The organism is Flavobacterium ginsengiterrae (assembly GCF_039539785.1).
Taxonomy (GTDB): Bacteria; Bacteroidota; Bacteroidia; order Flavobacteriales; family Flavobacteriaceae; genus Flavobacterium; species Flavobacterium ginsengiterrae.
This window is the reverse complement of the sequence record NZ_BAABDU010000009.1, coordinates 47954-62493: the sequence shown is the minus strand read 5'-3', so window position 1 is coordinate 62493 and position 14540 is coordinate 47954. Positions and strand designations below refer to the sequence as shown.

Genomic DNA, 14540 nt, shown 5'->3' with positions numbered 1-14540 from the left:
GCAATTTAATCTTTTTGTTTTAAATAATATAAAAATTATTTAACAGATAAATTATCAATTATGTTATTTTTCAAATCAATTTTAAAATGATTGGAAGGTTTGCCATTCTTGGTTTTCAAAAATATTTCTCCCCATAAAACCAGCTTTGGATTATTTGATTTTTTTAACTGTCTGCAGATCAAATCGTATTGTTTTAATCTGTTTTTTCCAATTTCAGAAAAGGCTAATTCATCAGCATTTTTTAAGCGGTAAAAATCGAAAATCATGTCAAATCCTGTCCACGATTCAAAATCAGATATTTTTAACGAATTGGATTTCAATTCTTCATTAATTTCTGACGTATTCTTATTGATTTCTAATAACTCTTTACCAGAAAGTTTTTCAATTGATTGTAAAAAATCAACCGAAAAATCTTCGGGAAGAAAACGTAAACGCACTAATTCTTTCAAATGCCAATTGATAAAATCTTTATAATCTTTTGCTTTTAGAATTTCTTTGTCCCAAATTTCTTTGCTTTTAATTTCCTTTAAATGAGCATATTCCTGTTCGTAAAAAGGGAACAAACTATTGAAATTTTTCACTTTACCAACCACAATTGTCTCAACCTCAACTGCATCTTTAGAATGAATTGTCAAAATTTTATACGCCGGCATATAAGCTGCAAGTGAAGGCGTTTGAATATTAAACAACGTATTTCCTTTTGCTGATGTTCGAACGCCTGTATCATTGATATGCATATGTCCGCCAAAATGAATCTGAATTCCAGCATCGGCAAATTGTTGCGCGACTTCTTCGTCTGGAACTCTTTGCAATTGCATTTTATTGGCGCCAAAAAGCTGTTTTAATTCTGGCGAAGCATTATCGTTAAATTCCACCATCGGATAATGACTGAAAGCAATCAACGTTTTGCCTCTTTTTTTGGCTTCCGCCGAAACTTTTTTAACCCAGTTTAATAGATGACTTTTATAAATCAGAACGTTATTGTAACCTGTATTCGCTCCCGAAAAATCTTTTGGATTATTTGGTTCTCCCGATAATTTTTCATTCGGAACGTAAGCGTTTGCATCGATTGCCAAAAGCCAGACTCCTTTAACGGGTTCTACCAAATAACTCGCATCGGGCAAATACAAATTGGTATTTTTAACTAAATACGTTCTTTTTTCTAAAGCGGATTCTTTTTGGGCTTTTTCGTAATTATAATCTTCGTAATTGTAGTCTGAAAACGGCGTTTCCCAATACAGATAATCTTTATTAGGAAAGAAACCAAAATCACCCATTTCCTGAATCGTCTCTTTGTAACCCCAGTTTTTTATATCGGTTGTAATAATAGGTTCGAGTTCGGCTTTGTTTTTATTGAAATTTGTTGCTGAACTGCTGATAATCTGCTCTTTTCCGTATTTTCCAAGAAAATCAGTTTTCACTGCGTCTTGTGCAAAAGGCTTTACAACATCGTGATTTCCTGTTGTAACAAAAAAGGAAATTCCGTATTTTGAAGAATATTCGTTTAGAATTTTTCGAAGTCCGCGTACATGAACGGGCTGTCCATCATCGCTGAAATCGCCCGGAAGCGCCACTTGTTTAATGCCTCTTTTTACAATATCATTTAAAGCTTCTAAAAAGGCAAAATAGTTTTCGTTGAAAATTCTGGTCGAATGCAACTGCGAATTCATCGTCCTGATATTGGCATATTCTCCCGTTTTCGGATTTGGAATGCCTTTGTAATCGTTGTCTTCGAATTTGGCAAAAATATCTTGTAAATGGGCATCGGCTATAAAAGCAATTTGTGCCGTCTTCTCTTGCGAAGTCTGCACAGATTTACATGCTGATATCAAAAAAAGCATAATATATAAGCTCAATATTTTAAAGAAACGATTCATTATTTTTATTTTGAAAATCTATTTTTAACGCGGATGAAACGGATTTACTTCGTAAAGACACGGATAAAAACGGATCTTTCACCTTTCACTTTTCACATTTTACATTTTACTTCGTTATCACATCAATTTCTGCATAACCTGCGATATTATCTTCTTTGGTATTTTTCAAAGCCTGAAGTTTAATATAACGTGCTTTTTCCAATTTGAACGTTTTACTTTGCCAAAGTGGATTGTTGTTGATGTTTGAAAATTCGCCTTCACTCACCAACTTCCAGTTTTTATTATCTGTCGATGTATAGAATTTGTAATTGGTAATAATGCCATGCGATCTTAAATCCTGATCTGGCAGATATCTAAATCCAGTAAGGTTTTCAACTTGACCCAAATCAATAATTAAATCGATTGGAAGTTTTTGACTTTGATCTTTATTCTGATGCCAGACTGTTTCTGGATTTCCATCTAAAACTTTTGCTGCGTCTTTATCATTGGTGTTTAAAATCGTCCATTTTTGTCTGCCAATATCAAAAATTTCTTCGATTACGGGACTACTTTTTCCTGTTGCATTGCTGTACGCAATTGCTTTTACAGTAACTTTTTTATTGTTTGTGCTGATTTTTGTTTTGTATTGAATCGATTTTGAAGTCGGCGTTTTTCCATCAATTGTATAAAAAATCTCCGATTCTGCATCGGCTGGAATAATTGCAATATCACCCGATTTTTCACGGATAATTTTTGGCGCCGTCAAGATCTGCGGTGCATTGTACACTTCAATATTTGAAATCACCGGACTGCCTTTTGCATCGGTAACACTAAATCGAATTTTATCTGATTTTACAGTTGGAAAACACAAAATACGCTTGTAACCAATTGTAGTTTGATTCGCCAATTGTTTCCATTCGCCATTTACAAATGCTTCAACCGTAAACGATTTTACTCTTTGTCCGAGTTTGATATATTCCTGAACCAGAAAACGATTAAAAGAAACTGGTTCATTAAAATGAAGCGTTATCGAACCTTGTTTTACATTATCCTCAGTTGTCCAAAATGTTTCTTTGTCAGCATCAACGATATTTTTTCCGTCAAATTTTCCTTTGAAACTCGAAACCTCCACTTTTACATTTTTCGCCAGATTTTTTGCAAAAGCTTCTTTTTGAGCCTGAGCAAAATCTAAAACTGCTTTTTCATCATATTTATGAATCAAACCGTTTGGCATAATGGGGAAATTCAACAATAAAGTTCCGTTTCTTCCAATCGAATTATAATAGGTTTCCATCAGTTCGTTTACGGTTTTTACCTTACTGTCTTCTCTTAAATGGTAAAACCATTCCGGACGAATCGAAGTATTGACTTCACCCGGAACCCAAGCATCTCCATTTTCCAATCCGTGACGTAACATGTCTTCGGTTACAGCGCCTTTTGCGTTTAATAAACTCCAGTTGGTTTCTCCCACATAACCTGCTTCTGTACCAACCCAGCGAAGATCTGCACGGTCGCCGTTATCATTCCAGATAACAATTTTCGGTTGTAATTTTCGAACCAAAGCGTACGTGTTTTCCCAGTCGTAATAGGTTTTTCGGTCTATTTTTCGAATTTCATTCGCACCGCCGTAATAACCGTCACCACCATTTGCACCGTCAAACCAAACTTCGAAAACTTCGCCGTAATTCGTCAAAAGTTCTGTTAACTGATTTCTGAAATAAGTAATATATTCAGGCTTTCCATAATCGGCGTGATTACGATCCCACGGCGAAAGATAAACGCCTAATTTCAATCCGTATTCTTTGCAGGCATCTGACATTTCGCGCATAATATCTCCTTTTCCGTTTTTCCAAGGCGAATTTTTAACGGAATATTCCGTGTATTTAGAAGGCCATAAACAAAATCCGCTGTGGTGTTTTGCGGTGATGATAATTCCTTTCATTCCGGCTTCTTTGGCGATTCTTGCCCATTGTCTGCAATCTAAATCAACAGGATTGAAAATTTTCGGATCTTCATCTCCTTTTCCCCAAGACATATCGGTATAGGTATTTACGGATAAGTGCACAAAAGCATAATATTCCATTTCCTGCCAGCGCATTTGGTTCTCACTCGGAATTGGGCCAAGCGGAGATTGTGCGTTTGTATTATTACAAATGAATAATAAAATCGAAAAAAGGATTAAATAGGCATTTTGTTTTTTCATGGTATTACTTTATTGTTAGTAAGATTTTGACGCGGATAACACGGATTTACTTCGTAAAGACGCGGATTTATACGGATTTTAAACAGAAAAAATCCGTATAAATCCGCGTCTTCGTGATAACGAATCCGTGTTATCCGCGTTCAATTTTACGCAAAGTGTTACGCTAAAGAAAGCTAATTTAATTTTTATCTACAACTTTAACCAGCGTCCAGTTGATTCCCAGCGGATTCTTCATCAATTTGCAGGTTAACGGAAACTCTGGATTTTTTACAATCCACATTTCCGTTTCGTCGATTTGGGCTTTTATGTGAAAGGCTTCTACTAATTTTCCGTCCAGAAAAACATCTGTCTGTGAATCATTTGCAACTAAATCGTAAGTTGTATTGTTGTACACAAACTTTTTATTTTTAACTAAATCCTGATAAGCCGACTGCGAAATCATAAAAAAGGTTTCATTTGGCTTCAGGTTTAAAACCGGCGAAAATTCTCCCTGATTGTAACTTAAAGCATTTCCGTTTTTTAATCCTTCTTTTGTGGTTACGATACTGCTTTTTACACCTCTGGTTTCTAATTTGAAAGTCACTCCATCATTCGCTAAATCAGCGATTAAAGACAATGTTCTGGTCTGTCCGTGAAGTTTGCAGACGTAATGCAATTCGGTATTATTTTTAAGAGTTGGAATTACATTTTGTGCTTTTCCAATTTGAGAAACCGCACATAATAAAATGGATAAAAGTATTTTTTTCATCTTTTGAATTTATTTTGACGGTGGTAAAATTGTTGTTCCCCAAGCTGAAGGTTTAGAATCCATTTCTAAAATTAATTCTCCTCCGTTGTTAATATCATCGTGAGAAATCCAGGCTTTGTTGTATGCTTTTCCGTTTAAAAATGCAGATTTAATATACTTGTTTTTATTGCTCATTTTCTTCGCTGTGATTTTAAAACTTTTCCCGTTTTCTAATTTCATTGTTGATGCTGCAACCAAAGGCGAATTGATTAGATAATACGGTTGTCCGGCATTTGGATACAAGCCCATCATATGAAAAGCCAGCCACGAAGACATTGCACCAGAATCGTCATTGCCCGGAAGTCCTTCTCTCGAAGTATTGAAATTTTTCTGGATTATTGTTCTGATTCTGTCACTGCTTAAATACGGTTTTCCAATCCAGTGATACAACGTCGGCGTTAAAAATGAAGGCTCATTTGCCACATTGTACAATTCTGAATCGAATAAAATATTTAATCTGTTTTCGAATGCTTTTTCTCCGCCTGATTTTTTTACCAATTCCGGAATATCATGCGGAATACTTAATGAATATTCCCATGAATTTCCTTCGTAGAAAAACACGCACCAATGGCAGACATACCAAGGCGATTCGATAATTACTGGTGTATATTTAAAAGTCGGTTTCTGGATTTTTGATTCTCCAAAAACAACATCATCGAGCCAGTTTCCGTCTTTGTCTTTTGGCATAATAAAGCCTTTTGCACCGTTATTTTCATAATCAGCGCGCCAGAGATTCTGCCAGCTGTCGGCTTGTTTCATGTATTGATTGTACAGATCCATTCTGCCTAAACCTTTGGCAACTGTGGCAATATTATAATCGTTGTATGAATAATCGATTGTTCGGTTTCCGGCGCGGTCTGTGCCGTAAGGAACATAGCCTAGTTTAAGGTAATCCATAAGTCCGCCTCTTCCCTCTCTCTCTTCATTTCCTCCCGGCGGAACGGTCGCGTCTTTGAGCATCGCCTGCAGAGCCAGTTCGTAATCAATTCCTTTTAGATTTTTTACAAAAGCATCGGCAATTACGACTTCTCCGTTAGATCCGCCTTGGGTTCTTCCGTTGTCATTTCCGCTTCTTCCTTCAGGTAAAAAACCTTCTCTTTTGTAAATGTTCAGCATCGCATTGATGATTTCCACTTTTCGTTTAGAATCAATCAGCGTGATTAACGGACTTGACGTTCTGAAGGTATCCCAAATCGTGTAGAAATCATCGTAATACGGTTCGTCATTTGTCCAAAGCGGATTTTCTCCTGTTCTATCAACCGGCATAATCATCGTGTGATATAAACCTGTGTAGAACATCTTTTTATATTCGATTGAAGTATCTTCAGAAAGCTGGATTCGGCTTAATAAATTTTCCCATTTATTTTCTAAAGTGCTTAAAACTAAATTAAAATCCCAGTTTGGAATTTCGACTTCGATATTATTTTTGGCTTTTAATTCACTTAAATAGGAGATTCCGATTTTCACGTTTACTTCTTCTTTTCCTGAATTTCCGAAAGATAAAAGTGCGGCTGTTTTTTTGCCTGAATCAAACTGCGCTTTTTCATTTGGATAAAATTTACCGTCTTTAAAAGTGACAAATTTGGCAATCGGCTGATCGAAAACGGCGTAGAAATAAACGGTATAAGCGCGTCCGTTGTTCCAGCCTCCGCGGATTCTGCTGTAGCCTTTTACTTCTGTATCCGAAACAATTTCGATCTGCGAACCTACAAACTGCTGTGCTTCTCTGGCATCCGGAATCTTTTCTTCACCAAGGAAAAATCCGGGATCTATTTTTAGTTCTTTTGATTTATTTTTTGGATACGTAAATCGGTAAAAAGAAACTTTTTCGCCAGTTGTAATTTCGGTTTTGATTTGATTTTCTTTGAAAACCGTTTCATAATAACCCAGTTTTACATTTTCTTCAGCTCTATAAGAAGTCTGATCGATTTTATCCAAAGCGCCTGAAAACGGCATAATAGAGATATTTCCATATTTTGGTCCGCCTCCCGTTCCGCTTACGTGCACCTGACTGAATCCTGTAACTTCTTTCGGAATTGGAAGCCAGCCACTGTTTGGGCTTGAGGTGCAGTCCGGACTTGGTTTTACCATTCCGTACGGGCAGGAAGGCCCAATAAAAACTCTTCCAACGCCTTCTGAACCAATCATCGGATCTACAAATTGATTGACGGTTTTTTGAGCGTAATTCGTTATGGTAAACAAAAATGATAATCCTAAAAGTATATTTCTGTATCTTTTCATTGCTTGTATTTCTTTAAAACTTTGAATTTATTTTTTTTGCCACAGATTAAAGGATTAAAAATGATTTTTTATAGCGTTTCAAAAAAAAAATAATCCTCTTAATCTGTGTAATCTGTGGCAAAAACTTTAACCTTTACTTATCTGACATCTTTAAAATTAATTCGCCACCATCTGTAATTTCTTTGTGTGAAAGCGTAAAATCTTTTACAGATTTGTTGTTATATTTTATGTCTTTGATATATACATTTTGGTCATTATTATTTTCGGCCTTTATAACAAATGTTTTACCTGAATAATATTTCGGATTTAACTGAATCGTGATTTTGGTAAAGATTGGACTTCCGATTTGGTAAACGGCATCTTTGTCTGTTCCGCCGTTCATTTGAAATAATCCTAATTTCAGCAAAACGTTCAAACTTCCCATTAATCCCTGATCTTCGTCTCCGTTGTAACCTGTTGAAGGCGATAAGCCACTAAAGGTTTCTTTTACTACGTTTCTTGTCCAATATTGGGTCAAATCGGGTCTACCTAAAACCGTAAAAATATTTGACGTCTGCATCGAAGGCTGATTTCCGAAATTGACTGGAATTCGGCTAAACTCTGGATGTAATTCTGCATCGTGCGATGTACCAGAAGTATAATTTTGTTTTTTAGCGGTTTCAAATTGTTCGTTTAATTTGGTTACCGCTTTTTCTTTTCCTCCCATTAACTTGGCCAAACCTTCAATATCATGCGGAACAAACCATGTTGACTGCGCTCCGTTTGATTCTATAAAACCATTTTCGTATTGATACGGATCGTAGTTTTCGCGCCATTTTCCGTCTACATCTTTCGGACGCATCCAACCGATTGACTGATCAAAAACATGTTTGTAGTTTTGAGCTCTTTTCATGAAATAATTATAATCTTCTTCATGATTTAATTTCTTTGCTAATTGCGCCAAAGTCCAATCTTGATAAGCGTATTCTAAAGTCTGACTTGCGCCGTCTTCATGGCTTCCAAAATTACCTTCAGGAAGCGGATACGGCACATATCCTTTTTCTAAATAATATTTTAAACCACCACCAATATTGGTTTTGTGCTCATATCCGGCCTTTTCCATAATACCGCCCGGCATGTGATTTTTCTTTAAGGCGATATAAATTTCTTCTAAATCTTCTTTTACAATTCCTTTTTGAATAGCACTTACAATAAATGGCGTTGCCGAAGCTCCCGTCATTACGTACGTATCATTTCCACCTGAAGGACCGCGCGGGATCATACCGCCGTCTTTGTAATACTGCATTAAAGAGTGCACAAATTCTTCCATTATTTCTGGGTAAACCAAACCCCATAAATTATTGATTGTCCATTGCGCACCCCAAAAAGCATCTGAATTGTAGTGGTTGAATTTTGGTTTTCCCTCTGCATTTAAGGGCAAATGTCCTATCCTGAATCTGTCCCCCGAGTTATCAGGATAGGCTCCGTTTGCGTCACTGATCATTTTTCTCCCTTGCAGGGCATGCCATAAATCAGTGTAAAATCTTCTTTGGTCGGTTTGTGTGCCGCCTTCAATTTGTATTCTTCCTAATAAATCGCTCCATTCTTTTTTAGAATCGGAAACGGTTTTATTGAAATCCCAATGCGGTAATTCGGTTTCTATATTGTTATTCGCATTTTCAATTGATGTATAGGAAATTCCGACTTTCATCAATACTGTTGGCGTTTTTTCATTAAAATAAACTAGAAAATTTCCTGTAGTATTATCTTTTTCTACCGACGTAATTGGCTCTTTTGTTTTAACTTTAAAAAATACGGTTAACGGTTTTGGACGTCTGAAATTGGTACTTAAAACTAAAGATCCTGAAAGTTCATAATCGTTGTTTTTTTCTAATTTACCTTCGGTATTTTCGCAAGGTCCTAAAATGGTATTTAAATTAAAAAGAACTGCTTTTTGTCCTTTAACCGGAAATGTATATTGATGAAAACCAACTCTTTTGGTGCTGGTTAATGCTGCTGTAATCTGATATCGATCTAGTTTTAGTGAATGATATCCTGGAGTTATGATTTCTGTTTTATGACTGAATTTTGAATAAAAATCTTTAAAAATTGATGCTTTATTTTCTTTCGAAATTGTTACGGGCATTACGGATACGCCCGACAATTGCCATTCGTGAACGTGGCTGAAACCTTTTACGGTATCTGTAGTATATTTATAACCGCCTCCCCAATCGCCTTTTATTTCGGTATCGGGATTTAAATTAACCATTCCAAACGGACGGCTTGCAGATGAAAAGTAAAACCATCTTGAATTTTCGGTGTCCAACAACGGATAAACCAGATCTGAAACTTGTTTCTTTGAAGAGACCATTTTCTGGGCGCTGCATGACACTGAAAAAATAAGTGTTATACTTATTGCAATTTGTCCTATTATCGAGATTTTATTTAGCTTCATTTATTTTTTTTGTATTGATGGGGCAATAATATTTGAGCAGGATTTTTATATCATTTTATTTAAATCGAAAAAATATAGATATAGGAATTGCAGGTTATGAAGTATTTTCAAAACCTAAATAGATTGAATGTTACAAAACTTGATCTTCCCTTAATTTTCCGAAACGCATTCAATCAAGCTTTGTGTTCATTCAAAACAAAAATAAAACCGAACTGATTTTCATGAGCAACTAAGAAAAACAGTTTTCTTTTGTAAAAAAGGAGAAGAATTTTACTCTTCCTCTCCTTTTCAAATTAAAATGCTTACAAGGCGCGTACTTAACTAAATTTTATTTTAATATCCATCAGTCTGAGTAAGAGCGGGATTTAAAATCATTGCATTGGTTGGAATTGGGAAAACACGACGATAAGTATCTGTATTTGTTTTATATCCCCAAGATCCTTCATATTTTCCAAAACGAATCATATCATTTCTGTGCCATGCTTCCTGAGCAAACTCTCGGCTTCTTTCTCTGTATAATTGTTCTAAAGTTACACCGCTTAAAGCTGCAGATGTGGTACGATTAGAACGAACCATATTTACCAATGCGTCTGAGCTTTGCCCTAAAGTAACAGCTCCACCACGTAAAATGGCTTCGGCTTTCATTAAAAGAATGTCCGAATAACGTAAAAACGGTACGTCGTTATTTTGATTACGGCTTGTTGAAGTATTGTCTGGATAGAATTTAATATTTCTATATCCCATATTCCATGCAATTTCATCGTTACCTAAGTCAAACAACGTAACACTTTGGCGTAATACAATGTTTGGTGTTAAATTTACCTGATATGTATATGGTGCACTTCCATCTGAACCTGTATAAAACTGATCGTAACCTTTTTTGGTTGTTGTAACCATTACTGGTGTAACTCCATCATTCATAAATTGTAATCCGGTAAGCCATTGTTTGTTACGAATATCATTTGCGTCGTCAAAATAAGCGTAAAATTCAGGAATTGTACTTCTTGCTGCACTAGGTGTAAATGACAACCCAAACTTAGCTCTTTCAGAACGAGGCACATCGTAACGTGCATGATACATTTGTCCGTTGAAACCTACTGTAACCGCTGCAGGATCGTAAGGAACGGCAAAGATGAATTCTTTCATCTGCGGTCCGTTGTTTGGATAAAACATTTGCAAATAAGTTGCTCTTGGCTCTATTGAATATAATCCTGAGTTTATTACTTGATCGCAAGCTGCAATACAATCGTTGTTACGCTCTGTTCCTGTGTATACTGCTGCATTCAAATATAATTTTGCCAGCATTGCATTGGCCGTTTGTTTATTTGGTCTTCCATAAGTTGTAACTCCTGAAGCGGCATTCAAATTTGGAATTGCTTTTTTTAATTCTTTTTCAATAAAATTAAAAACCTCTTTTCTAGGCGTTTTAGCATGCGCCGTAAAATCTCCGTACACGGTATCCAACGGTACATCTCCATAACTGTCCATCATCATAAAGTACGAAATGGCACGCATTGTTTTTAGTTCTGAAATCAGCGTTGCTTTTTCTGTACCTTCCGGCATTGACTGGTTCAAAATTGAAATAGACTGATTGCTTAATCCAATTACTTTTGAAGTCCAATCCCAAAGGCTTCCAATAATTCCGTTATCAGCATTCCAGTCATGGTAATGCATTGCAATATAATTTCGGTTGTCAAACCAGTTTCCACCTCTTGCCGGAAGTATAGCTTCATCTGTAGATAAAGACTGCGACCACCACCAGGCAAATGAAAACTCACCTCTAAAAGCGGCATAAACCGGCCCTGTTGTCTGAATATATTGTGTAGAATTTTGAGGAAAAACTTCTGGTGTTAACTGCGTGGTAATAGGCACATCAAGATCTTCGCATGACCATAACAAACCAGCAGCAAGTACTGGAAGTCCTAGATATTTTAATATATTTTTCATGATAATTTCAGTTTACTTTTTAGAAAATTACGTTTAAACCAAACATAAAAGTTCTGGTTTTAGGATAGAAATTGTTCGAATCTACACCAGGAGCAGTTCCTCCTTGTTCAACTTCGGGATCAATTCCTGAATATTTGGTAATCACAAAGAGGTTATTTATGGTTTCATAAATACGTACGCTTTGTATGTATCTGCCGACTTTACCAAAATTATATCCTAAAGTCATATTATCTAATCTTAAATAACTTCCGTCTTCTATAAATCGGGATGAATATTTATAAGCATTTAAATCATTGGGTGATTCATCTTGGGCATCAACCAAAATATTGGTGGTCATCGCGGTACTCGGCCTGAATAAATCGGCACGTGTTGCATTGAAAATTTTGTTTCCAAATACTCCTCTGAAGAAAACATTCAAATCAAATTTTTTGTAAGTAAATGTATTTCCCCATCCTAATAATAGTTTTGGCTGTGCATCTCCAACATAATGATAATCTACTCCATTTAAAGGTGTTGTAGTTAAATTGTTGTCTTTGTCATAATATTGTGAAACTCCGTTTGCATCTTTTCCAGCATATTTAAGTGTAAAGAATTGTCCAAGAGGTCTTCCTTCTTTAAAGATTTGTAATGTGCTTCCTGTTTGTCCGCCTCCGTCAGGCTGTACTCTTCTGATAGAATCTCCACCAATAAATAATGGATTTGTCAATTTTACAATTTTGTTTTTGTTGCTTGCCAAATTCAAATTAGTTGCCCAGCTGAAATTTGCTGTTTTAACCGGAGTTGCTCCTAAACTAACTTCGATACCTTTATTAGACATTGTACCTCCGTTTGCTACAATTGTTCCTACTGGTACAAGCACCGGATTTACTGCATAATTAAAAATCATATCAGTTGTTTTCTTGTCGTACACATCAACAGAACCAGTAATTTTTCCTTTCAAGATAGAAAAGTCAACACCGATGTTTGCTGTAGCTGTTTTTTCCCATTTCAAATCTGGATTTGCTGCCTGATTAGGTCCGTAAGCTCCGATTTGTTGTCCGTTGTAATAGAAAGTTCCAACACTTCCTGAGATAAACTGCGCTGTATAAGCATTAAATCCTGATGAGTTTCCTGTTACACCATAACTTCCTCTCAATTTTAAATCACTGAAAAGGTTTTGGTTTTTCATGAAGTTTTCTTTGTCAACTCTCCAGGCTCCACCCACAGAAGGGAAAAATCCCCAACGGTTATTAGCTCCAAACATAGAACCACCGTCTCTTCTTAATGTTCCTTGTAAAAGGTATTTATCTTTGTAACCGTAGTTTAAACGAACGAATTCTCCAATTAAACGTGTTTTTTGATATGCTTTACTATCTCCAAAATTTACTACATATCCGTTTACAGAAGTATAGTTACTTAAAGCAAGGTTATTATACCCAACATTATCTACAGGAAAATTAGTTGCTGTTGCCTGGAACCCATCTCCATAAGTGTTTTCCTGCCATGAATATCCTAAAACGGCTTTTATTTTATGACCTCCTAAAGTTTTATCCCAGTTTAAGAAACTCTCAACAATGTTGTTTGTATTATCATATGAATTTCTTAATGCAGAACCATTTACACCAAAATTGATTAATGCTTTTGTTTGAGGCGGATCTGGGTTATTATAAAAGTTAGCACTATTATATTGTGAATAATAACTATCATAAAACTCTCCGTGAGATGTTGATAATCTTTGGTGCGCCACATTTAAGTTATAAGTAAAACCCCAAGGAAGTTTTAATTCTGCAGTAATATTTCCAACAAGATTATTTGTTTTTGTTTCATCAGTTCCGTGCTCGATTAAAGCAACTGGATTAAAATATCCTGTACTGATAAAGTTTTCGAAAAAAGATCCGTCAGGATTTCTTACCGGAGAAACCGGAAGGTGATTAATCGCCTGCAAAAGAACCGTATTACGTTGTGGAACATTGATGTAATTACTGGTTGAGTTGGTAACATTAAGACCTATTTTAAGTTTATCATCAAAAGCATATTGATCTACAGATAAACGTGCAATAACACGAGAGAAATCACTTTTTAATAAAACTCCTTCTCTTTGGATCGAAGTAATACTTGCTGTATAATTTCCGTGCTCACCGCCACCGCTCATCGATACGTTATGACTGCTGGAAACTGCACGTCTTGGTCTTAAAATTTCTTTCTGCCAGTCTGTGTTAGCGCCTTTATCATTTTCAGGAGTAAAGTTCAGATTGTTTTTTGTTGTAAAAGCTCTAAGCTGATCTGCATTCATCATTTTCAACTCATTAGAAACTTCTTCAAAACCATAATATCCATTATATGCAATCTGTGTTCTGTCTTTGCTTCCTCTTTTAGTCGTTACCATGATAACTCCATTTGCAGCACGGTTACCGTAAATGGCTGTTGCTGCAGCATCTTTTAAAACGTCGATTGTAGCAATATCATCTGGAGAAATAATCGAAATATCTACTCCCGGAACTCCATCAATTACATAAAATGGTCCTTGTGAACTATTTAATGTCGAAGCTCCACGCAAAACTACAGAAGCTGTTTTTGTTGGGTCACCGCTGGAAGAAATATTTAAACCAGAAACTTTACCTTGCAAAAGCTGTCCTACATCGCTGATCGCACCACGGTTAAGCTCTTCTGCTTTTATCGAAGTTACAGAGGTAGTTAAGTTTTTACGAGAACCTTTACCATAACCCACAACTACAACTTGCTCTAAGTTAGTTGTACCCGATAGTAATTTGATTGAAAGATTGGTTTTTGTTCCGTCTAATTTTACAGGCTGATCGTCAAATCCTATAAAAGAAAATACCAGAGTTGCATTTTTGTTTGAAACCGAAATTCTAAATTTCCCATCAAAATCTGTCGTTACAGTATTGGTCGTACCTTTTTCTAGTACGTTAGCGGCTGGAAGTGGAATTCCTTTGTCATCTAAAACTACACCGGTCACATCTGTTTTTTGTGCCCAGGTATTAATGGAGAAGCCAAAGAAGAAGGCTAATAATAAAAGTTTAAGTTTTTCCATTGTGATATTTGGTTAATTGGTTAAATAGTACTGACGAAATT

At 35.9% G+C, this 14540-nt stretch carries 7 protein-coding genes; all 7 read right to left on the bottom strand.

From position 1 onward, the window contains the following. Window positions 1–35: 35 nt before the first annotated feature. The 7 genes from ABD859_RS21750 to ABD859_RS21720 all read right to left on the bottom strand — a co-directional run bounded on the left by ABD859_RS21750 (window position 36) and on the right by ABD859_RS21720 (window position 14499). Window positions 36–1841 carry a metallophosphoesterase gene (locus ABD859_RS21750; protein ID WP_425554264.1) on the bottom strand — a complete coding sequence of 602 codons (1806 nt, stop codon included), beginning with the start codon at window positions 1839–1841 and terminating at the stop codon, window positions 36–38. A 142-nt stretch (window positions 1842–1983) separates the two neighbouring features. Further along, window positions 1984–4059, bottom strand: a complete 2076-nt coding sequence (locus tag ABD859_RS21745) for an alpha-L-fucosidase (protein ID WP_345146831.1) — start codon at window positions 4057–4059, stop codon at window positions 1984–1986. Between the two features lie 178 nt (window positions 4060–4237). Beyond that, window positions 4238–4807 carry a hypothetical protein gene (locus ABD859_RS21740; RefSeq protein WP_345146830.1) on the bottom strand — a complete coding sequence of 190 codons (570 nt, stop codon included), beginning with the start codon at window positions 4805–4807 and terminating at the stop codon, window positions 4238–4240. 9 nt (window positions 4808–4816) lie between these two features. Continuing rightward, window positions 4817–7087: a GH92 family glycosyl hydrolase gene (locus tag ABD859_RS21735; protein ID WP_345146828.1), complete on the bottom strand. Its 2271-nt coding sequence runs from the start codon at window positions 7085–7087 to the stop codon at window positions 4817–4819. A gap of 133 nt (window positions 7088–7220) precedes the next feature. Continuing rightward, window positions 7221–9521: a GH92 family glycosyl hydrolase gene (locus ABD859_RS21730; protein ID WP_345146826.1), complete on the bottom strand. Its 2301-nt coding sequence runs from the start codon at window positions 9519–9521 to the stop codon at window positions 7221–7223. 333 nt (window positions 9522–9854) lie between these two features. Next, entirely contained in the window at window positions 9855–11468 is a 1614-nt protein-coding gene (locus ABD859_RS21725; RefSeq protein ID WP_345146825.1) for a RagB/SusD family nutrient uptake outer membrane protein, read from the bottom strand. A gap of 19 nt (window positions 11469–11487) precedes the next feature. After that, window positions 11488–14499: a SusC/RagA family TonB-linked outer membrane protein gene (locus ABD859_RS21720; protein ID WP_345146824.1), complete on the bottom strand. Its 3012-nt coding sequence runs from the start codon at window positions 14497–14499 to the stop codon at window positions 11488–11490. Window positions 14500–14540 lie beyond the last annotated feature (41 nt).

Bases quoted from the DNA above. Each gene is read 5' to 3' on its own strand.
- ABD859_RS21735 (WP_345146828.1), bottom strand. From the start codon at position 7,087: ATGAAAAGATACAGAAATATACTTTTAGGATTATCATTTTTGTTTACC.
- ABD859_RS21745 (WP_345146831.1), bottom strand. From the start codon at position 4,059: ATGAAAAAACAAAATGCCTATTTAATCCTTTTTTCGATTTTATTATTC.
- ABD859_RS21740 (WP_345146830.1), bottom strand. From the start codon at position 4,807: ATGAAAAAAATACTTTTATCCATTTTATTATGTGCGGTTTCTCAAATT.
- ABD859_RS21720 (WP_345146824.1), bottom strand. From the start codon at position 14,499: ATGGAAAAACTTAAACTTTTATTATTAGCCTTCTTCTTTGGCTTCTCC.
- ABD859_RS21730 (WP_345146826.1), bottom strand. From the start codon at position 9,521: ATGAAGCTAAATAAAATCTCGATAATAGGACAAATTGCAATAAGTATA.
- ABD859_RS21750 (WP_425554264.1), bottom strand. From the start codon at position 1,841: ATGCTTTTTTTGATATCAGCATGTAAATCTGTGCAGACTTCGCAAGAG.
- ABD859_RS21725 (WP_345146825.1), bottom strand. From the start codon at position 11,468: ATGAAAAATATATTAAAATATCTAGGACTTCCAGTACTTGCTGCTGGT.